This is a genomic window from Variovorax soli, assembly GCF_031454625.1.
Classification (GTDB): Bacteria; Pseudomonadota; Gammaproteobacteria; order Burkholderiales; family Burkholderiaceae_C; genus Variovorax; species Variovorax soli_A.
Genome location: NZ_JAVDRF010000012.1, coordinates 98,509 through 117,381, shown reverse-complemented (window position 1 = coordinate 117,381; position 18,873 = coordinate 98,509). Strand labels below are relative to the sequence as shown.

Below are 18,873 nucleotides of genomic sequence, written 5' to 3'. Positions count from 1 at the left end.
TGGGTGCTCGGGGTTCAGCTGATCTTGAAGCGGGCCACAGACTGGCGCAGTTCCTCGGCCATGTGCGAGAGCTCGCGCACCTGCTGGGCGGTGGTGCGCGTGCCTTCGCCGGTTTGTTCGGTGACGGCGAAGATGTGCTGGATGTTGGCAGCCACCACGTTGGCCGAATCGGCTTCGCGAGACGCAGACTGCGAGATCTGCTCGATCAGCTCGGCGAGCCGGCGCGACACGCGGTCGATCTCGGACAGCGCGGTACCGGCATTGTCGGAGAGCTTGGCCCCCTCGACCACGCCCTGCGTGGAGCGCTCCATGGCGCCCACTGCATCCTGCGTATCGGTCTGAATGGCTTTCACCAGCGCCGAGATCTGGCGCGTGGCGTCGGCGGAGCGTTCGGCCAGGCGCTGCACTTCCTCCGCCACCACCGAGAAGCCGCGGCCGGCTTCACCGGCAGATGCGGCCTGGATGGCGGCGTTCAGGGCCAGTACGTTGGTCTGCTCGGTAATGTCCGAGATCAGCTCGGTGATTTCGCCGATCTCCTGGGAGGATTCGCCGAGTCGCTTGATCCGCTTGGAGGTTTCCTGGATCTGGTCGCGGATCGAGTTCATGCCGCCGATCGCGTTCTGCACGGCCTGCAGGCCCGACGACGCGGCCTGCAGCGATTGCCGTGCCACAGTGGCCGATTCTTGCGCTTGCGAGGACACCCCGTTGATGCGTTCCGCCATGGTCAGCACCGACTGGCCGGTCTCGCGAATCTCCCGCAGCTGTTCGGTCGAGGCGGCCAGCAGCTCGGTCGAGGTGCTTTCCACCTGCGAGGTCGTCTGCGCCACGCGGGTGGCCGTGTTCTGCACGTTGCCCACCAGCAAGCGCAGCTCTTCCACCGTGTAGTTCACCGAGTCGGCGATGGCGCCGGTGATGTCCTCGGTCACGGTGGCTTCCTGTGTCAGGTCGCCTTCAGCCACCGTCTGCAACTCGTTCATGAGCCGCAGAATGGCCGCCTGGTTGGCGGCGTTGACGCGGCCCGCGTCTTCGCTGGCACGCTCGGCAGCGATCCGTTCGCGTTCGGCGGCCAGTGCACGCTCGCGGCCCTCGCGCACCTGCACGAAGCCGATCGCCCCGGCCAGCGCCAAGGCGGCCAGCGACAGCACGAAGAGCATCACCACGGTGCCGGCGCCGAGGCCGGTGCGGGCCGAGAGCTTTTCCTGCAGGTCGCTGAGCGAGGTGCGCAGCGGTTCGCTGTCGGCGAGGATGGCGGCCTGTGCTTCGCGGGCGGCCACCAGGCCCTGGAGGTTGCCCAGGATGGCGCCGGCCTGGGTGCGGGTCTGTTCGTAGGTCTTGAGGATCGCCTCGAGCTGCTGGCGCGTCTGCGCGTCGCGCGTGCCGGGCAGGCGCTGCTGGGCATTGCCCTCGAGCAGCCCGCGTGTGACTTCCTGGAAGGTGTTCAGGTCCTTGCCGAGCAGGAACACGGCGTCGGGGCTCACGCCCTCGACCGTCAGGAATTCGTTGGCCGACTTGCCGATGCGCTGCGTCAGCATCACCAGTTGGCCGGCGGCCGAGATCTCGGGCAGCGTCGCGTTCTGCTGCATCTTCAGCGAGGCCACGGTCTCGGTCATCTCGAGCAGGTCCGAGGACTGGCGGTTGATGTCGCGCAACGCGGTGCCGACCTGCGTCAGGATCTTCTGCTGCGCCAGCACAGCCTTGGCGCTCTTGTCGGCGCGCTCCACCAGCGGCGTGATCTTGGCGAGTTCGGACTCGTACTGATTGCCCACCCGATCCAGTTTGAGGGCGTCATCGCCATTGGCCAGACCCTGCACGCGGCGCGTGAGGTCGTCCGAGCTTTCCTTGACCTCGGTGAAAGCCGGGACGTTGCCCACGAGCGCCTGCGACACCGACTTGGCCAGGCGCTGCGACTGCATCAGCGACTGGCCGGTGGCAGCCACCTGCTGCGCCAGCCGTTCGGCGCGCAGGATGGCGGAGCCGGCCACCAGCAACAGCAAGAGCACCACGGCGGCGAGCACGATGGCCAGCACGCGCTGCTGGCGCGCAGGGTTGGAGCGCAGCGAGCCGCCGCCGGCCGCCGGCTGGGCGGGCGCGGCGCCCGGGGTTTCGGCCAGCACGGGGTCGTTGTCGATCGTCATGGCCGGGGAGTGGTCGTTGGCGGCGTCCATGGCGAGGACCACCGACTCGGGTGTCGCTTCGGACGGCGAATCACGTCGGATGCGCACCGTCTTCTCCTCGGGTGGTTGCAAGGTTTCGCCGCCATCCAGGGACAACGTCGAACCGCTATCGACACGCATGGTGTCGCCACCCGCGGGCAGGAATTTCTTGAACTTGTCGGCGATCGAGCTCACGGTCGGTCCTTAGGTAGTGGTCGGTGCAAGGCGCAGCACTCAGGCGCCGATACTCAAAAACTGCGGTTGCTGCGACAGCGCCTGCAGGTTGATTTCCTGCCAGCGCTCACCAGCCGCATCGGTGTACGCATGCCCCAGCCAGGCAGGAGCGTCGCCGTCCGGCGCCTGCGATGCGGTGAAGGCTTCCACGCCGCGCAGCCCCACCAGCCGGTCGATCAACAAGGCGCAGTTGACTTCCAGCATTTCGTTGAGCGCCACGAGGCGCGATTGGGCCCGCGCCGCCTCGCTGCCCGCGGATGGGGGCTCGCCGGAAGCAAAGGTGGACAGCTGAACGATGCCGTAAAGGCCGCCGCGCAGGTTGGCGACCCCGAGAAACCAGGGCTGTGCGTAGGGCACTGACTGGGGCGGAGTCCAGGGGAAGATCTCGCCGGCATGCCCGAGGGGGAACAGGTACTTTGCCTCGCCCGCCTCCACCGCGAGCCAGGAGGCGGATACACCCGAGGTGCGCGCCGCCTGCAGGCGACTGGCGAGCCGGGACTGGAAAGCGCGTAGAGCGTCGCGGTTGGCCATGAACGAGAAGAAAAAGAGCCGTGCGCTCAGGCCAGCGCGCTGATCTTGGCAATCAGCTCGGCCGCATTGACCGGCTTGACGATGTAGTCGCGAGCGCCCTGGCGCATACCCCAGAGCCGATCGGTTTCCTGGTTCTTGCTGGTGCACATGATGATGGGCACCGACGCGTACTGCGGGTTGCGCGCGATCGCGCGGGTGAGCTGGAAGCCGTTCTGGCCCGGCATCACGACATCCATGAGGATCAGGTCGGGCTGCTCTTCCTCGAGGCGGCGCATGGCGTCCTCGGCGTTCTCGGCGGTCTTTACCGAGAAGCCGTTCTTCTGAAGAAGGTCGGTCAGGAAGATCAACTCCGTCTTGGAGTCGTCGACCACGAGCACTTTGCGAATAGCCATTACTGCACTTCCTGCGAAACGACGCCGAACTGCTGCACTGCCTGCAGCAGCTGGTCCTTGGTGAATGGTTTGGTGAGGTAGTCCTGCGAGCCGACCATGCGGCCGCGCGCCTTGTCGAACACGCCGTCCTTGGACGAGAGCATCACGACGGGGACATTGGAGAAGGTGGCATTGCGCTTGATGATCGCGCAGGTCTGGTATCCATCGAGACGCGGCATGAGAATGTCGCAGAAGATCAGGTGCGGCTTGTGGTCGTTGACCTTCGACAGCGCGTCGAATCCGTCCTCCGCCAGCAGCACCTCGTGGCCGCCCTGCTTGAGGAAGATTTCGGCGCTGCGCCGAATGGTGTTGCTGTCGTCGATGACGAGAACCTTGTAACCGGATCCGTTCGAGTTCATTCTCGCCGCTCCTTTATGACACTCTAAGACCGAAACGCCCCTCGCGGGGCGCAAGAAGCACGGCCCTATGCCATGCTTCAGATTTCAACCATCTCGAAGTCTTCCTTGCGGGCGCCGCATTCGGGACAGGTCCAATTCATCGGAACATCTGCCCATGGCGTGCCAGCCGCAATACCATCTTCTGGCACCCCAACCGCTTCGTCATAGATCCACCCGCAAATCAGGCACATCCAGGTTTTCGTATTCATCGCAGCTTAAAGTCCCTGTTCATAGAATGCAACGATCGTATCCAAACGTATCTCAAAATCACGTGACAAGCGTCTCAGATACGCCACCATCTGCCGAGCCCCGCTGCGCATGACAACTTCCTTATTACCACCGGAGCAAGGCGACAAAGTGAGCGATCTTACCGACCCCGCCAGCGACGAAGTCAGCAGCGAGAACGAGGCGAACCCGCCCTGCGTCCTGGTCTTCAATGCGAGCGACCCCAGCGGTGCTGGCGGCCTCGCCTGCGATGCCGTCGCCATCGCCTCGGTCGGCGCCCACATGCTGCCGGTCGTGACCGGCGCCTACGTGCGCGATACCGCCGAGATCTTCGACCACTTTCCCTTCGACGAGGAGGCTGTCGCAGAGCAGGCGCGCACCATCCTGGAGGACGTGGAGGTGCAGCTGATCAAGGTGGGCTTCGTGGGATCTCCCGAGAACCTGAGCACCGTGGCCGAGACCGCGACCGACTACCCCGAGATTCCCGTTGTCGCCTACATGCCCAATCTCTCCTGGTGGGAGGACGCACAGATCGAAGCCTATCTCGACGCCTTCCGCGAGCTCGTGCTGCCGCAGACCACCGTGCTGGTCGGCAATCACAGCACGTTGTGGCGCTGGCTGCTGCCCGACTGGGCCGGCGAACGCCCGCCGAGCGCACGCGATATCGCGCGTGCCGCCGGCGAAGTGGGCGTGCCCTACACGCTGGTGACCGGCATGGTGCTGCCCGACCAGTACTTCGACAACGTCCTGGCCTCGCCGCAGTCGGTGCTCGCCAGCGAAAAATACGAGCGGCTCGATGCCGTTTTCGCAGGCGCCGGCGATACGCTCTCGGGCGCGCTGGCTGCGCTCCTGGCCAGCGGCACCGACCTCGCCGCGGCCGCCACCGAGGCGCTGAGCTACATGGACCGCTGCCTCGACGCGGGCTTCCGCCCCGGCATGGGCCATGTGCTGCCGGACCGCCTCTTCTGGGCCCAGCCCGAGGAGGATGCCGAAAACGAGGCGTCCGCCTCCCCCGCCGACTTCGCCCTGCCCCCGCACGACACCCGCCACTAGACGAGCCGTCCTCCAGGCTCCCGCCCTATGCCGAACACCGATCCCAACGACATCCTCTTCGAGCGCGCCCGCGCCGTGATTCCCGGCGGCGTGAACTCGCCCGTGCGTGCCTTCCGGGCCGTCGGCGGCACGCCGCGCTTCGTGAAGCGCGCGCAGGGCGCCTACTTCTGGGACGCCGCCGACCAGCGCTACATCGATTACATCGGTTCCTGGGGGCCGATGATCCTGGGCCACGGCCACCCCGCGGTGGTGGAAGCGGTGCAGCGCGCGGTGACCGAAGGCTTCTCTTTCGGCGCCCCGACCGAGCGCGAGATCGAGCTGGCCGAGGCCATCCTCGCGCTCGTGCCCTCGATGGAGATGGTGCGCCTCGTGAGCTCGGGCACCGAGGCCGCGATGAGCGCACTGCGTCTGGCGCGCGGCGCCACCGGCCGCAAGTACATCATCAAGTTCGAAGGCTGCTACCACGGCCATGCCGACGCGCTGCTGGTCAAGGCGGGCTCGGGCCTCGCGACCTTCGGCAACCCGACCTCGGCCGGCGTGCCGCCCGAGGTGGTGCAGCACACGCTGGTGCTCGAGTACAACAACACCGCGCAGCTGGAGGAAGCCTTCACGCTGCACGGTCACGAGATCGCCGGCCTGATGATCGAGGCCATCGCCGGCAACATGAATTTCGTCCGCGCGAGCGGCCCCTTCGCGCAGCGCTGCCGCGAACTCTGCACGCAGCATGGCGCGCTGCTGGTGTTCGACGAAGTCATGACCGGCTTTCGCGTCGGCCTGCACGGCGCTCAAGGCGTGCTGGGCATCCGGCCTGACCTCACGGTGCTGGGCAAGGTGATCGGCGGCGGCATGCCGCTGGCGGCCTTCGGCGGGCCGCGCGACATCATGGAGCAGCTGGCCCCTCTTGGCCCGGTGTACCAAGCCGGCACGCTGTCGGGTAACCCCGTGGCCACGGCCTGTGGCCTCGCCACACTGAAGGAAGTGGCGAAACCCGGCTTCTTCGATGCGCTGTCACGAAAGACGCGTACGCTTATCGACGGCCTGAAGGCGGCCGCGCAGGCAGAAGGCGTGCCCTTCAGCGCCGACAGCGAAGGGGGCATGTTCGGGTTCTTCCTGCTCGCGCAATTGCCGCAGAACTACACCCAAGTCATGGCTACCGAGAGCGCGAGATTCAACACCCTCTTCCATGGCCTGCTGGCACGTGGCGTCTACATCGCGCCGGCGCTCTACGAGGCAGGTTTCGTCAGCGCGGCCCACAGCGACGAGGACCTCTCGGCCACCATCGAGGCCGCACGCGAGGTCTTCAAAGGGTTCCAGCGGCACGCATAAGGCCCCCGCGAAAGCTCCTGCCCCGGCTGAAGTGGATGCCGCGGTGGGGCTTCGACGGCTGGCAGAGGGCCAGCACCAGCCGCGCCGCGGCGCCTCAATGCCTGAAGTGGCGAACGCCTGAGAAGACCATCGCGACGCCGCGCTCGTCCGCGGCGTCGATCACCTCCTGGTCGCGCATCGAGCCGCCGGGCTGGATGACGCAGCTTGCGCCGGCATCGACCACCACATCCAACCCGTCGCGGAACGGGAAGAAGGCATCGCTCGCTACCGCCGTGCCTTGCAGCGACAGGTTGGCATGCTGTGCCTTGATGCTCGCGATGCGGGCCGAATCGAGCCGGCTCATCTGGCCCGCGCCCACACCCATGGTCATGCCGTCGGCGCAGAACACGATGGCGTTGCTCTTGACGTACTTCGCGACCTTCCAGGCGAAGAGCAGGTCCTGCAGCTGCTGCGGCGTCGGCTGCTTCTTCGTCACCACCTTGAGCTCGTCGAGCGTCAGCTCGCGGTTGTCCGCCGTCTGCATCAGCAGCCCCGAGCCGACGCGCTTGACGTCCACCGCGTTGCGGCCCTGCTCCCAGGCGCTCTTGCCGCCCGGCGGCAGCGCGATCTCGAGGACGCGCACGTTGACCCTGCTCTTGAACACCTCGAGCGCCTCGGGCGCATAGCCCGGCGCCATCAGCACCTCGACGAACTGCCTGGAGATAGCCTCGGCAGCGGCGCGGTCCAGGGGCCGGTTGAAGGCGATGATGCCGCCGAAGGCCGAGGTCGGGTCGGTCTTGAAGGCCTTGGAGTAGGCCTCGTGGGCGTCCTTGCCGATCGCCACGCCGCAAGGGTTCGCATGCTTCACGATCACGCAGGCGGGCGTGTCGAAGCCCTTCACGCATTCCCAGGCAGCGTCGGCGTCGGCGATGTTGTTGTAGCTGAGCTCCTTGCCTTGCAGCTGCTTCGCGCTCACCAGCGAGCCTGGCGCCGGGTACAGGTCGCGGTAGAAGGCAGCCTGCTGGTGCGGGTTCTCGCCATAGCGCAAATCCTGCAGCTTGACGAAGCGTCCGTTGCTTTGCGCCGGGAACAGCGCGTGCGTGCCGTCTTCCTGCAAGCCGGAGAGATAGTCGCTGATCGCGCCGTCGTACTGGCTGATGCGATTGAAGGCAGCCACCGAGAAGGCGAACTTCGTCTTGCGGCTGAGTTGGCCCTCGGCCTTCAGCTCGGCCAGCGCCTCCCCGTACTGCGAGGCGTCGGTCAGCACGCCCACGTCCTTCCAGTTCTTGGCGGCGCTGCGGACCATGGCCGGCCCGCCGATGTCGATGTTCTCGATCGCATCCTCCAGGGTGCAACCGGGCTTGGCGACCGTGGCCTCGAAGGGATAGAGATTGACCACCAGAAGGTCGATGGTGCCGATGCCGTGCTGCGCGAGCGCGGCCATGTGCGCCGGCACATCGCGCCGCGCCAGCAGGCCGCCGTGAACCTTGGGATGCAGGGTCTTCACCCGGCCATCGAGCATTTCGGGAAAGCCCGTGAGCTCGGCCACCTCGGTCACCGGCAGGCCGGCATCGGCCAGCAGCTTGGCGGTGCCGCCGGTGGACAGCAAACGGACGCCGAGGCCATGCAGGGCTTGCGCGAATTCGAGGATGCCGGTCTTGTCGGAGACGGAGATGAGTGCAGTCAGTGCCATGGGGCCTATTTCAAGAGTTTGTGTTCGACCAGCTTCTTGCGCAGCGTGTTGCGGTTCAGGCCCAGCCATTGGGCGGCCCTGGACTGGTTGCCCTCGGCCCGCGCCATGACGACATCGAGCAAGGGTTTCTCGACCACGCGCACCAGCATGTCGTACATGCCGTCGGGCTCGGTGCCTCGCAGATCGCGGAAGTAGCTGTCCAGGCTGCTTCGCACGCAGTCTTCAATGTGTTTTTTGCTCATGGCCCTCTGCTCTTCTTATCTTGTTCACGTCATGCCAACGCGTCGGCCTGCTCATCGCTGGGCGTTCGCTCGCCGCCGCCATCGTCGGGCGGAATGCGGTCCATGTGTGCCGCCAGCACATCGAAGAAGTCCGCGACCGCGCGCCACTGCGCGTCGCAATCTTCGATGGCGTTCATCTCGCTGCGGAACCGCTCGCCGCCCGGCAGGGTGCGCACGTACCAGCCGATGTGCTTGCGCGCGGTCCGAACGCCGCTGTAGTCGCCGTAGAGCGCGTAGTGCTGCTGCAGATGCTCGAGCAGCAGGCGCCGCACCTCGGCCACCAGCGGCGGCGCGAGCTGCGTGCCGGTTGCGAGGAAATGCGCGATCTCGCGAAAGATCCACGGCCGCCCCTGCGCGGCGCGACCCACCATCAGCGCATCGGCACCGGTGAGCGCCAGCACTTCGCGCGCCTTCGCGGGCGAGTCGATGTCGCCGTTGGCGACCACCGGCACGCGCACCGCGGACTTGACGGCCGCGATGGTCTCGTACTCGGCCTCGCCCTTGTAGCCCTGTTCGCGCGTGCGGCCATGCACGGTGAGCATGCGCACGCCCGCGTCCTCGAAGCGGCGCGCCAGTGCCACCGCGTTGCGATGGTCCTCGCTCCAGCCGGTGCGCATCTTGAGCGTGACCGGCACGTCGTGCGGCGCCGCGGCACTCACCACCGCCTCGACGATCTGCAGCGCCAGCGGCTCGTCGCGCATCAACGCCGAGCCGGCCCACTTGTTGCAGACCTTCTTGGCCGGACAGCCCATGTTGATGTCGATGATCTGCGCGCCACGCTCGATGTTGTAATGCGCCGCCTCCGCCATCATGGCCGCATCGGTGCCGGCGATCTGCACTGCAATGGGGCCCGGCTCGCCCTCGTGATCGGCACGGCGCGAGGTCTTGAGCGAGCCCCACAGCTCCTTGCGCGACGTGACCATCTCGCTCACTGCGTAGCCCGCGCCGAGCTCGCGGCAAAGCATGCGGAAAGGCCGGTCGGTCACGCCCGCCATGGGGGCGACGAACAGACGGTTCTCCAGCACGATGTTGCCGATCTGCAGGGTCATGGAGGAAAGTGGCGAGCGCCGGATGCTGCTGAAAAATGAGGCACGATTGTAGCGGTGCCGCAAGGCCGCCGCTGCAACGATTTGCAGATTTATCGGCGGGCTTCCGAGCTTGACGATCTATAAGTCCACGCCACATATCGCCGCATCTTTCTATACTCCGGCGCACATGCAAGCCTGGCTCGAATCTCTACTTGCGCTTCTGGCGCTCCCTCAATTCGGGCTCAGTACCCTGTTCATCGCAGCCTTCGTCTCGGCCACCTTGGTGCCGGTCGGCTCCGAGCCGGCGCTCTTCGGACTGCTGAAGCTCAATCCCGAATTGTTCTGGTCGGCCATCGGTGTCGCGACGGCGGGCAACACCCTGGGCGGCATGGTCGACTGGTGGATGGGCTATGCCGCGCACCAGGTCGCGGACAAGTACTCGCACTCCAAGCACCACATGCGCGTGCTGGCCTGGCTCGAGAAGCTGGGGCCCAAGGCCTGTCTGCTGGCCTGGCTCCCCCTCGTGGGCGATCCGCTGTGCGCCGTCGCGGGCTGGCTGAAGCTTTCCTTCTTTCCGTGCGTCATCTATATGGCGATCGGCAAGTTCGCGCGCTATATCACCATGACAATAGCGCTGCTCCACATCTGGCCGAACTGACGCACCGGCGCGCGCGGTTCAGCTCAACAGGCCATAAGGGCCGCCGCGCTCCAGTGCGCGCTGGTAGGCAGGCCGTGCGTGGATGCGTTCGAGGTAGGCCATCAGCTTCGGACGCTGGGCATCGAGCCCGCCCCGCGCCAGCGCCGCCTCGACTGGAAAGCTCATCTGGATATCGGCCCCGGTGAAGTCAGCGCCAGCAAACCATTCACTCTTGCCGAGCTCGCCTTCCATGAAGTTCAGATGGTTCGTGATGTTGGGCATGATGAAGGCCGCCTTCGCCTTGGCTGCGATGCCCTTGGCGATCGGCTTGGCAAAGAAGGGCATCTTCGCCTTCTCGATCTGGTCGAACATCAGCTTCAACAGCAGCGGCGGCATGGCCGAGCCCTCGGCGTAGTGCATCCAGTAGCGGTAGCGCAGCGCCTCGGGTGTGCCCGCCGCGGGCGCGAGGCGGCCGTTGCCGTAGCGCTCGACCAACGATTCGAGAATCGCACCGGACTCCGCGAGCGCCAGCCCGTCGTCGGTGGTCACCACCGGCGACTTGCCCAGCGGATGCATCGCGCGCAAGCTGGAAGGCGCGAGCATGGTCTTGGAATCGCGCTGGTAGTAGACGATCTCGTAGGGAAGCCCGAGCTCTTCGAGCAGCCACAGCACGCGCTGCGAGCGGGAGTTGTTGAGGTGGTGGACGGTGATCATGTGTATCGCGGGCCGGGTGACAAGAACGCGCTCAGGCGCTGAACAGGAAGTTCATCACGTCCCCATCCTTGACGACGTACTCCTTGCCTTCCGCCCGCATCTTGCCGGCATCCTTCGCACCCTGTTCGCCCTTGTAGGCGATGTAGTCGGCGAAAGAGATGGTCTGGGCGCGGATGTAGCCCTTTTCGAAATCGGTGTGGATCACGCCGGCCGCCTGCGGGCCCGTGTCGCCGATGTGAATGGTCCAGGCGCGCACTTCCTTCACGCCGGCGGTGAAGTAGGTCTGCAGGCCCAGCAGGCTGTAGGCCGCGCGGATCAGCCGGTTGAGGCCCGGCTCCTCCTGCCCGATCTCGGCGAGGAACATCTTCTTGTCCTCCTCGTCCATGTCGGCCAGCTCCGACTCGATCTTGGCGCTGATGGCCACCACCGGTGCGTTCTGCGCCGCCGCGTACTCGCGCAGACGATCGAGGAAGGGGTTGTTCTCGAAGCCGTCCTCCGCCACGTTCCCGACGAACATCGCGGGCTTGGCGGTGATCAGCGAGAACTGCTTGATCAGCGGCTTGTCTTCCTTGCTGAACTCGATGGTGCGCACCGGCTTGTTGTCGTTGAGCGCCGCCTGGCATTTCTCGAGCAGCGCGACCAGCTTGATCGCCTCCTTGTCGCCCGAGCGCGCAGTCTTGGTGTGGCGCTGCAGCGCCTTGTCCACGGTGGCGAGGTCGGCCAGGCACAGCTCGGTCTGGATCACCTCGATGTCGGAGATCGGGTCGACCTTGCCCGCCACGTGAACCACGTTGTCGTCCTCGAAACAGCGCACCACATTGACGATGGCATCGGTCTCGCGGATGTGCGCGAGGAACTGGTTGCCCAGGCCTTCGCCCTTGCTCGCGCCGGCCACCAGGCCCGCGATGTCGACGAACTCGACGATCGCCGGCACGATGCGCTCCGGCTTCACGATCTCGGCCAGCTGGCCCAGCCGCGCGTCGGGCACTTCGACCACGCCGACGTTCGGCTCGATGGTGCAGAAGGGATAGTTCTCGGCCGCGATGCCAGCCTTGGTCAGGGCGTTGAAGAGGGTGGACTTGCCGACGTTGGGCAGGCCGACGATGCCGCACTGGAGACTCATGGCGGGACTTTCAGGATTGCTTGGGGGAACCCGAGATTCTAGGCGGTGCACTCCGAGGCAGGCTTCCGGGGCCGCGGATGGGCAGCGGCACCCGGGAAAAACCTGAGACGAAAACGTTTGCGCAAACGTTTCCCCCTGCCGGTTTTGCTTAAGATCGCGCCTCGGGGCCAAGCCACCCGATCCATCATCTCCGGAGACAAACCCATGAAGCTCACCCGCCGCTCGATTCAAATCGCCGCCGCCGTCGCCCTGCTCGGCGCCTTTCCGGCCACTTCCGCTTTCGCGCAGGACAAGCCCAAGGTCGCGTTGGTGATGAAGTCGCTGGCCAACGAATTCTTCCGCACCATGGAAGACGGGGCCAAGGCCCACCAGAAGGCGCATGCCTCGCAGTACACGCTGATCGCCAACGGCATCAAGGACGAGACCGACACCGCGGCCCAGATCAAGATGGTCGAGCAGATGGTGGCGCAGAAGATCAATGCCCTGGTGATCGCGCCGGCCGATTCCAAGGCGCTGGTGCCGGTGGTCAAGGCGGCCATCGACAAGGGCATCCTGGTGGTCAACATCGACAACCAGCTCGATGCCGCGGCGCTCAAGGAAAAGAACATCACCGTCCCCTTCGTCGGCCCCGACAATCGCGCCGGCGCCCGGCTGGTGGGCGACGAGCTGGCCAGGACGCTGAAGGCCGGCGACAAGGTCGGCATCATCGAAGGCGTCTCGACCACCTTCAATGCGCAGCAGCGCACGCTGGGCTTCCAGGACGCGATGAAGGCCGCGGGCGTGACGGTGGTCGGCGTGCAGTCGGGCCAATGGGAAATCGACAAGGGCAACACGGTCGCCGCCGGCATGCTGCGCGAGCATCCCGACCTCAAGGCTCTGCTCGCCGGTAACGACAGCATGGCGCTGGGCGCGGTCGCCGCGGTCAAGGCCGCCGGCAAGACCGGGAAGGTGCAGGTGGTGGGCTACGACAACATCGGCGCCATCAAGCCCATGCTGGCCGATGGCCGCGTGCTTGCCACGGCCGACCAGTTCGCGGCCAAGCAGGCGGTGTTCGGCATCGAGACCGCGTTGACGGCGCTGGCCGACAAGACGCCGCAGGCTTCGATGCCCGCCGTGATCAAGACGGACGTGGTGCTGGTCACCAAGACTTCCAAGTAATCGAAAACGACAGAAAGCCCGCGCATGGCCGACACCGCCGCCGATGCGCCTGCCGGCGCCGAGCTGCTGTCCCTGCAGGACATCGGCAAGGACTACGCGGCGCCCGTGCTCGATGGCGTATCCCTCGCGCTGCGCCCGGGCGAGGTGCTCGCGCTCACCGGCGAGAACGGCGCCGGCAAGAGCACGCTGTCGAAGATCGTCTGCGGCCTCGTGGTCCCCACGCGCGGGCGCATGACCTTGGCGGGCGCGCCCTTTGGGCCGGGCTCGCGCCGCGAGGCCGAACGCCAGGGCGTTCGCATGGTGATGCAGGAGCTCGGCCTGGTGCCCACGCTCTCGGTGGCCGAGAACCTGCTGCTGGATCGCCTGCCGCAGCGTGCCGGCTGGCTGCGCCGCGGCGAGCTGCATGCGCTCGCCACGCGCCAACTCGAGAAGATCGGCATGCAGCACATCGACCCGGCCACGCCGGTCGCGCGCCTGGGCATCGGCCAGCAGCAGATGGTGGAGATCGCGCGCAACCTGCAGGACCACACGCGCGTGCTGGTGCTGGATGAACCCACCGCCATGCTCACGCCGCGCGAGACCGCGCACCTGTTCGAGCAGATCGCGCTGCTCAAGGCTCGCGGCGTGGGCATCGTCTACGTGTCGCACCGCCTCGAGGAACTGCAGCGCATCGCCGACCGCGTCGCTGTGCTGCGCGACGGCCGCCTGGTCGATGTGCGGGCGATGGCGGGCGTGCGCGAATCCGAACTGGTCGAGCGCATGGTCGGTCGCGCCGTGCACGAGCACGAGGGCCGCCCGCGCCGCCCCGCAGGGCCGGTGCTGCTGAGCGCCCGCGGCCTGGGCCGTGCCCAGGCGGTGCGCGATGTCGATCTCTCGCTGCACGCCGGCGAGGTGATGGGCCTGGCCGGGCTGGTGGGCTCGGGGCGCACGGAGCTCGTGCGGCTGCTCTTCGGCGCCGACCCCGCGGACCGCGGCGAGATCACGCTCTCCGGCAAGGCACGGCGCTTCCGCTCGCCGATGCAGGCCATCCGCGCCGGCATCGGCCTGGTCACCGAGGACCGCAAGTCGCAGGGCCTGCTGCTGCCGCAGTCGATTCGCGTGAACGCGACCCTGAGCGATCTCGGTGCCGTTGCACGCGGCGGCTGGCTGCGCGCCGGCAAGGAGCGCGGCATCGCGCGCCGGCTGGTGCAGACGCTGCGGATCCGTTCGCGCAGCGAGGAACAGCCGGTCGCCACGCTCAGCGGCGGCAACCAGCAGAAGGTGGTGTTCGCGCGCTGGTTGCACCGCGAATGCGATGTGCTGCTCCTGGACGAGCCCACGCGCGGCGTCGACGTCGGCGCGCGCGCCGACCTGTATGCCGAGCTCGACCGGATGGCCGACGCCGGCAAGGCGCTGTTGATGGTTTCCAGCGATCTGCGCGAGCTGATGGCGATGTGCGACCGCATCGGCGTCATGCGCGCCGGCCGGCTGGTGGCGACCTTCGAGCGCGGCGCATGGAGCGAGCAGTCGCTGCTGGCGGCCGCGTTCGGCGACCCGAGGACTTCTTCTCCGGACCCATGACTCCTTTCATGACATCCCCCGTCTCCACGCCCTCCCAAGCGCCCGACGCGACGCCGCCGGCGGCGTCCGCACCCGCGGCCGCGAGCATCAACCTGCGCAGCCAGCTCGGCACCTACATCGGACTGGCGCTGGTGCTGTGCGGCATGGTCGCGCTCTTCAGCAGCCTGAGCGACTACTTCCTCACGGTCGAAACCTTCGTCACCATCGCCAACGAGATCCCCGCGCTGGCGGTGATGGCGGTGGGCATGACCTTCGTGCTGATCATCGCGGGCATCGATCTGTCGGTGGGCTCGGTGCTGGCCCTGAGCGCGGCCGTGACGGCCGCCGCCATCGTGCAATGGAAGCTCGCGGTGCCGCTGGCGGCAGCGCTCGGCCTGGCCACGGGCCTTCTCTGCGGTGCCATCACCGGCGCGGTCGCGGTGGCCTGGCGGCTGCCTACCTTCATCGTCTCGCTCGGCATGCTGGAAGCGGTGCGCGGCGGCGCCTACCTGGTGACCGAGTCGCGCACGCAGTACGTGGGCGACGCGATCGCCGGCCTGGCGGCGCCCTGGGTCGGCGGGATCTCGGCCGCCTTCGTGTTGGCGCTGGCGATCGTCGCCGTCGGGCAGCTGCTGCTCACGCGCACCGTGTTCGGCCGCTACGTGGTGGGCATCGGGACGAACGAAGAGGCGATGCGGCTGGCCGGCGTGGACCCGCGCCCGATCCGCGTGATCGTCTTCGCCGCCACCGGCCTGCTTGCGGGCCTCGCCGGCCTGATGCAGGCGGCACGGCTGGAGGCCGCCGATCCCAACTCCGGCGTCGGGATCGAGCTGCAGGTGATCGCGGCCGTCGTGATCGGCGGGACCAGCCTGATGGGCGGGCGCGGCTCCGTCGTCAACACCTTCTTCGGCGTGCTCATCATCGCGGTGCTCGAAGCCGGGCTGGCGCAGGTCGGCGCCAGCGAGCCCAGCAAGCGCATCATCACCGGCGCGGTGATCGTGGCCGCCGTGATCATCGACACCCTGCGCCAGCGCCGCGCAGGCACGGCCTGAGGAACGCATGGCAACGATCAAGGATGTGGCGCTGCGCGCCGGCGTGTCGGTCACCACGGTGTCGCACGTGGTGAACGACACGCGACACGTCAGCGCCAAGGTGCGCGAGCGCGTCGAAGAGGCGATCCGCGAGCTGGGCTACGTCCCCAGCGCCGTGGCGCGCAGCCTCAAGAGCAACACGACGCGCACCGTGGGCATGCTGATCCCCAACAGTTCCAACCCCTACTTCGCGGAAATCGTGCGGGTGGTGGAGGACCGCTGCTTCGGCGCCGGCTACACGCTGGTGCTGTGCAACACCGACGACGAGCCGCGGCGCCAGAGCGTGTACCTCCAGGTGCTGTCGGAGCGCCGCATCGACGGCCTGATCGTGGTCTCGACCGGCGACGACGCCTCGCTCGCCACGCTGCTGCGCGGCCTCCGGATGCCGGTGGTGCTGGTCGACCGCGAGATCGACGATCCGGCCTGCGACCTGGTGGAAAGCGCCCACATGCACGGCGGCCTGCTGGCGACGCGGCACCTGGTGTCGCTGGGCCACACGCGCATCGCCTGCATCGGCGGCCCGGCCGGGCTGGCGCCGAGCGCGCAGCGCATCGAAGGCTGGCGCATGGCGCTGGCCGAAGCGGGGCTGTCGCCGGCCGCCGGCGCAGGCGAGCTGCTGTGGCACGGCGGCTTCACCAGCCAGGGCGGCTACGAGGCGATGCATGCCATCGCGCGCACCAGCTCGCCGCCTTCGGCCGTCTTCGTCTGCAACGACCTGATGGCGATAGGCGCGTTGCGCGCGGCCCACGAGAGCGGACTGCGCGTGCCGGACGGGCTCTCCGTGGTCGGCTTCGACGACATCGAGCTGTCGAGCTTCACCAGCCCGCCCCTCACCACCGTGGCCCAGCCTAAAGCGCGCATCGGCGCGCTCGCGGTCGACATGCTGCTCGAACGCATCGACGGCCGGCGGCACGAGCCACGCAAGGTGATGCTGCAGCCCGAGCTGCATGTGCGCGGCTCCACCGCGCGGCATGCCGGCTTCTCCGAACCCGCGGCGCGCCGGAGCGCCGCCTGATCTTCCGCCTGCGATGCATCCGACCTCTTCCGACCCCGCCCCCTGCATCGTCGTGCTCGGCAGCCTCAACATGGACCTGCTGCTGCGCGTGCCGCATGCGCCCGCCGCCGGCGAGACCTTGCACGGCCACTCGATCGACCACCTGCCCGGCGGCAAGGGCGGCAACCAGGCCGTGGGCTGCGCCCGCCAGGGGGCCCGCGTGCGCATGCTCGGCTGCGTGGGCGACGATGCGCACGGCCGGGCGCTGCGCGACGCGCTCGCGCAGGACGGCATCGACACCGCGGGCGTGCAGACCGACGCGCAGGCACCCACCGGCGTCGCACTGGTCATGGTCGACGACAGTGCCCAGAACCGCATCGTCGTGATCCCGGGCGCCAATGCCGGCGTGCAGGTCGAAGATGCCGCGCTCGCGCAGCAATTGCACGGCGCCGCCTTCCTGCTGGTGCAGTTCGAAACACCATTGGCGCAGGTGGCGCGCGCGCTCGAGGTGGCGGCGCGGGTGGGCTGCCGGGTGCTGCTCAATCCCTCGCCGGTCGCGGCCATGCCCGCGGCCTTCTGGTCGCAAGTCGACACGCTGGTGGTCAACGAGGTCGAGGCCCAGGCGCTCGGCGGGCTTCCGGTCCACGGCCCGGCCGAGGCAGCCGTGGCCGCCCGCGCGCTGGGCGCCAGGGGCCCCGAGCGCGTGGTGGTCACGCTGGGTGCGCAGGGCGCCGTGGCCGTCGATGGGCAAGGCTGCCGCCATCATCCGGCGCCTGGCGTGGAAGCCGTCGACACCACGGCGGCCGGCGATACCTTCCTGGGCGCGTTCGCCGTGGCGCTCGCCCGAGGGACGCCCTTCGAGGCGGCGGTGCAGCTCGGCATCCGCGCTGCCGCCCTATGCGTGGCACGGCCCGGCGCGCAGCCTTCCATCCCGCGCCGCGCCGAGGTGCTGCGCAGCCCCCTGCCGCCCGACTGGATCTCACTGTGAAGCGAACGCCGCTCCTGCATGCCGAGCTTTCCCACGTGATCGCCTGCCTCGGGCACGGCGACATGCTCGTGATCGGCGACGCCGGCCTGCCGATCCCGGACGGCCCGCGCCGCATCGATCTCGCGCTGACACCCGGCGTGCCGCGCATCGCCGAGGTGCTGCGCGCGGTGCTGACGGAGATGCAGGTGGAACGCAGCGTGCTCGCCGAAGAAGCGCTGGGTGCCGGCCGCGCCCTGCCTGCCTGGTACGCGCAACAGCTTGCCCTCGCGCCGCAGACGGTGTCGCACGCGGAATTCAAACGCCTGAGCGCGCAGGCCCGCGCCATCGTCCGTACCGGGGAATGCACGCCCTACGCGAACGTGATCCTGGTGTCGGGCGTGGTGTTCTAGGACTTCAGTCGAAGCGGTAGTTCGCCGCCACCGGCTGGCCCACCTTCAACCACTGCTCCACGCCTTCGCGCACGATGCAGTTCATGCCGAAGGTGATCGCGCCGTCCACGCGCGCGTCCTGGCGGTAGGTGCGCAGCGCGTTGCCGACCTCGGCGCTGGATTCGGCCGTCGCCGGGTCGATGTCGGGGATCGGGCAGCGCGTGCAGGGCTTCACCGGCTGCAGCTGCGCCTCGGTCTCGCCGGCGCCCACGTGCAGCATCTCCACGCGATCCTCATCGTGCGCCTCGATGCCGGCCAGCACGATGTTCGGGCGGAAGCGCTCGATGCCGACCGGCGCATGCCCCTGCGCGGCGAGCCGCGCATTGAGCTCGGCCAGCGAGCCCTCGCTCGCCACCAGCAGAGGGTACCCATCCGAAAACTGGTTCTGCGCCTCGATGCCGCCGGTCCACTTCATGTTCGACAGCCGCTTCTGCTCGGGATCGAAGCGCACCAGGCGCAGCTTCAGCGGGCGGCCGGGCTGGGCCAGGAAATCGCTGAACCACTGGGCCGCGATGTCGCCCATGTCGTAAGCGGCCACCTCGTCTTTCCAGACCCGCACGCGAACCGGCTGCTCGACCCGGTCGAAGGCGATGTGCAGCGCCAGCATGCCGGGTGCTCGCAGCACCATCTCGGAATGCTTCATCTGCGGGCGGATCAGTGCCATGCGCGGCAGCTGGCGCTGGGTGACGAACTCGCCCGCGGCGTCGACCACCATCCAGGCGCGGTCGAATTCCAGCCCGGTCTCGGTCAGCAGCGCCTCGGGCAGGTCGACCCCGGCGCAGGACTTGATCGGATAGACGAAGAGGCGGGCGATGGTGGCCTGGAGGTCGAAATCGGCGGGAGCGGTCACGGCGGGAGTCCTTGGCTGA

General features: G+C 67.9%; 20 protein-coding genes. 9 read left to right on the top strand and 11 right to left on the bottom strand.

Going from position 1 to position 18,873, the window contains the following annotated elements:
* Positions 1 to 14 precede the first annotated feature (14 nt).
* The 5 genes from J2739_RS22915 to J2739_RS22895 form a co-directional block, all read right to left on the bottom strand.
* Positions 15 to 2,348 (bottom strand): methyl-accepting chemotaxis protein, encoded by a 2,334-nt coding sequence (locus J2739_RS22915; RefSeq protein ID WP_309905942.1) that lies wholly within the window; start codon positions 2,346 to 2,348, stop codon positions 15 to 17.
* A 39-nt stretch (positions 2,349 to 2,387) separates the two neighbouring features.
* A complete protein-coding gene (locus tag J2739_RS22910) occupies positions 2,388 to 2,918 on the bottom strand; it encodes a chemotaxis protein CheW (RefSeq protein WP_309905941.1) in 531 nt (176 codons plus the stop codon).
* A 26-nt stretch (positions 2,919 to 2,944) separates the two neighbouring features.
* On the bottom strand, positions 2,945 to 3,310 hold the full coding sequence (locus tag J2739_RS22905; protein WP_106559655.1) for a response regulator: 366 nt from the start codon (positions 3,308 to 3,310) through the stop codon (positions 2,945 to 2,947).
* A complete protein-coding gene (locus tag J2739_RS22900) occupies positions 3,310 to 3,708 on the bottom strand; it encodes a response regulator (RefSeq protein ID WP_309905939.1) in 399 nt (132 codons plus the stop codon). The genes J2739_RS22905 and J2739_RS22900 overlap by 1 nt, the downstream gene beginning before the upstream one ends.
* 77 nt (positions 3,709 to 3,785) lie before the next feature.
* Entirely contained in the window at positions 3,786 to 3,956 is a 171-nt protein-coding gene (locus J2739_RS22895; protein WP_309905937.1) for a rubredoxin, read from the bottom strand.
* A gap of 109 nt (positions 3,957 to 4,065) precedes the next feature.
* On the opposite strand from J2739_RS22895, the gene thiD reads away from it, so the two are divergent.
* Both thiD and hemL read left to right on the top strand, forming a co-directional pair.
* On the top strand, positions 4,066 to 5,025 hold the full coding sequence (thiD, locus tag J2739_RS22890) for a bifunctional hydroxymethylpyrimidine kinase/phosphomethylpyrimidine kinase (RefSeq protein WP_309905935.1): 960 nt from the start codon (positions 4,066 to 4,068) through the stop codon (positions 5,023 to 5,025).
* 27 nt (positions 5,026 to 5,052) lie between these two features.
* Positions 5,053 to 6,351, top strand: a complete 1,299-nt coding sequence (gene hemL / locus J2739_RS22885; protein ID WP_309905933.1) for a glutamate-1-semialdehyde 2,1-aminomutase — start codon at positions 5,053 to 5,055, stop codon at positions 6,349 to 6,351.
* A 94-nt stretch (positions 6,352 to 6,445) separates the two neighbouring features.
* Here hemL and purH read toward each other — a convergent pair whose 3' ends face one another.
* From purH to dusB, 3 genes are read right to left on the bottom strand one after another with little or no spacing between them, the layout of a single operon-like run.
* Entirely contained in the window at positions 6,446 to 8,023 is a 1,578-nt protein-coding gene (gene purH / locus J2739_RS22880; protein WP_309905931.1) for a bifunctional phosphoribosylaminoimidazolecarboxamide formyltransferase/IMP cyclohydrolase, read from the bottom strand.
* A 5-nt stretch (positions 8,024 to 8,028) separates the two neighbouring features.
* On the bottom strand, positions 8,029 to 8,265 hold the full coding sequence (locus J2739_RS22875) for a Fis family transcriptional regulator (RefSeq protein WP_309905929.1): 237 nt from the start codon (positions 8,263 to 8,265) through the stop codon (positions 8,029 to 8,031).
* Positions 8,266 to 8,294: 29 nt separating this feature from the next.
* Positions 8,295 to 9,353: a tRNA dihydrouridine synthase DusB gene (gene dusB, locus J2739_RS22870; RefSeq protein WP_309905927.1), complete on the bottom strand. Its 1,059-nt coding sequence runs from the start codon at positions 9,351 to 9,353 to the stop codon at positions 8,295 to 8,297.
* Between the two features lie 166 nt (positions 9,354 to 9,519).
* Here dusB and J2739_RS22865 point away from each other — a divergent pair, with 166 nt between their 5' ends.
* Positions 9,520 to 9,990: a YqaA family protein gene (locus J2739_RS22865; protein ID WP_309906132.1), complete on the top strand. Its 471-nt coding sequence runs from the start codon at positions 9,520 to 9,522 to the stop codon at positions 9,988 to 9,990.
* An 18-nt stretch (positions 9,991 to 10,008) separates the two neighbouring features.
* Here J2739_RS22865 and J2739_RS22860 read toward each other — a convergent pair whose 3' ends face one another.
* Positions 10,009 to 10,683, bottom strand: coding sequence for a glutathione S-transferase family protein (locus J2739_RS22860; RefSeq protein WP_309905925.1), 675 nt, complete (start codon positions 10,681 to 10,683; stop codon positions 10,009 to 10,011).
* A gap of 31 nt (positions 10,684 to 10,714) precedes the next feature.
* On the bottom strand, positions 10,715 to 11,806 hold the full coding sequence (gene ychF, locus J2739_RS22855) for a redox-regulated ATPase YchF (protein WP_309905923.1): 1,092 nt from the start codon (positions 11,804 to 11,806) through the stop codon (positions 10,715 to 10,717).
* A 204-nt stretch (positions 11,807 to 12,010) separates the two neighbouring features.
* Between ychF and J2739_RS22850 the strand changes: the two genes are divergently transcribed.
* Genes J2739_RS22850 through rbsD form a run of 6 tightly spaced genes read left to right on the top strand, consistent with a single transcriptional unit; the run spans position 12,011 to position 17,965 of the window.
* The gene (locus J2739_RS22850; RefSeq protein ID WP_309905921.1) at positions 12,011 to 12,964 is read left to right on the top strand and encodes a sugar ABC transporter substrate-binding protein; all 954 of its coding nucleotides are present in this window, start codon (positions 12,011 to 12,013) and stop codon (positions 12,962 to 12,964) included.
* A gap of 24 nt (positions 12,965 to 12,988) precedes the next feature.
* On the top strand, positions 12,989 to 14,524 hold the full coding sequence (locus tag J2739_RS22845; RefSeq protein ID WP_309905919.1) for a sugar ABC transporter ATP-binding protein: 1,536 nt from the start codon (positions 12,989 to 12,991) through the stop codon (positions 14,522 to 14,524).
* An 8-nt stretch (positions 14,525 to 14,532) separates the two neighbouring features.
* The gene (locus tag J2739_RS22840; protein WP_309905917.1) at positions 14,533 to 15,555 is read left to right on the top strand and encodes an ABC transporter permease; all 1,023 of its coding nucleotides are present in this window, start codon (positions 14,533 to 14,535) and stop codon (positions 15,553 to 15,555) included.
* A gap of 7 nt (positions 15,556 to 15,562) precedes the next feature.
* Entirely contained in the window at positions 15,563 to 16,609 is a 1,047-nt protein-coding gene (locus J2739_RS22835; protein WP_309905915.1) for a LacI family DNA-binding transcriptional regulator, read from the top strand.
* A gap of 13 nt (positions 16,610 to 16,622) precedes the next feature.
* Positions 16,623 to 17,576, top strand: a complete 954-nt coding sequence (rbsK, locus tag J2739_RS22830) for a ribokinase (protein ID WP_309905913.1) — start codon at positions 16,623 to 16,625, stop codon at positions 17,574 to 17,576.
* Positions 17,573 to 17,965, top strand: coding sequence for a D-ribose pyranase (rbsD, locus tag J2739_RS22825; protein ID WP_309905911.1), 393 nt, complete (start codon positions 17,573 to 17,575; stop codon positions 17,963 to 17,965). The genes rbsK and rbsD overlap by 4 nt, the downstream gene beginning before the upstream one ends.
* Positions 17,966 to 17,969: 4 nt before the next feature.
* Here the strand turns inward: rbsD and J2739_RS22820 are convergent, their stop codons facing one another.
* Positions 17,970 to 18,854 carry an MOSC domain-containing protein gene (locus J2739_RS22820; protein ID WP_309905909.1) on the bottom strand — a complete coding sequence of 295 codons (885 nt, stop codon included), beginning with the start codon at positions 18,852 to 18,854 and terminating at the stop codon, positions 17,970 to 17,972.
* Positions 18,855 to 18,873: the final 19 nt, after the last annotated feature.

Coding starts and splice junctions, on each gene's coding strand:
- J2739_RS22865 (WP_309906132.1), top strand. CDS start 9,520: ATGCAAGCCTGGCTCGAATCTCTACTTGCGCTTCTGGCGCTCCCTCAA.
- dusB (WP_309905927.1), bottom strand. CDS start 9,353: ATGACCCTGCAGATCGGCAACATCGTGCTGGAGAACCGTCTGTTCGTC.
- J2739_RS22840 (WP_309905917.1), top strand. CDS start 14,533: ATGACATCCCCCGTCTCCACGCCCTCCCAAGCGCCCGACGCGACGCCG.
- J2739_RS22845 (WP_309905919.1), top strand. CDS start 12,989: ATGGCCGACACCGCCGCCGATGCGCCTGCCGGCGCCGAGCTGCTGTCC.
- J2739_RS22900 (WP_309905939.1), bottom strand. CDS start 3,708: ATGAACTCGAACGGATCCGGTTACAAGGTTCTCGTCATCGACGACAGC.
- ychF (WP_309905923.1), bottom strand. CDS start 11,806: ATGAGTCTCCAGTGCGGCATCGTCGGCCTGCCCAACGTCGGCAAGTCC.
- J2739_RS22875 (WP_309905929.1), bottom strand. CDS start 8,265: ATGAGCAAAAAACACATTGAAGACTGCGTGCGAAGCAGCCTGGACAGC.
- J2739_RS22860 (WP_309905925.1), bottom strand. CDS start 10,683: ATGATCACCGTCCACCACCTCAACAACTCCCGCTCGCAGCGCGTGCTG.
- thiD (WP_309905935.1), top strand. CDS start 4,066: ATGACAACTTCCTTATTACCACCGGAGCAAGGCGACAAAGTGAGCGAT.
- hemL (WP_309905933.1), top strand. CDS start 5,053: ATGCCGAACACCGATCCCAACGACATCCTCTTCGAGCGCGCCCGCGCC.
- J2739_RS22910 (WP_309905941.1), bottom strand. CDS start 2,918: ATGGCCAACCGCGACGCTCTACGCGCTTTCCAGTCCCGGCTCGCCAGT.
- J2739_RS22905 (WP_106559655.1), bottom strand. CDS start 3,310: ATGGCTATTCGCAAAGTGCTCGTGGTCGACGACTCCAAGACGGAGTTG.
- rbsK (WP_309905913.1), top strand. CDS start 16,623: ATGCATCCGACCTCTTCCGACCCCGCCCCCTGCATCGTCGTGCTCGGC.
- purH (WP_309905931.1), bottom strand. CDS start 8,023: ATGGCACTGACTGCACTCATCTCCGTCTCCGACAAGACCGGCATCCTC.
- J2739_RS22895 (WP_309905937.1), bottom strand. CDS start 3,956: ATGAATACGAAAACCTGGATGTGCCTGATTTGCGGGTGGATCTATGAC.
- J2739_RS22835 (WP_309905915.1), top strand. CDS start 15,563: ATGGCAACGATCAAGGATGTGGCGCTGCGCGCCGGCGTGTCGGTCACC.
- J2739_RS22850 (WP_309905921.1), top strand. CDS start 12,011: ATGAAGCTCACCCGCCGCTCGATTCAAATCGCCGCCGCCGTCGCCCTG.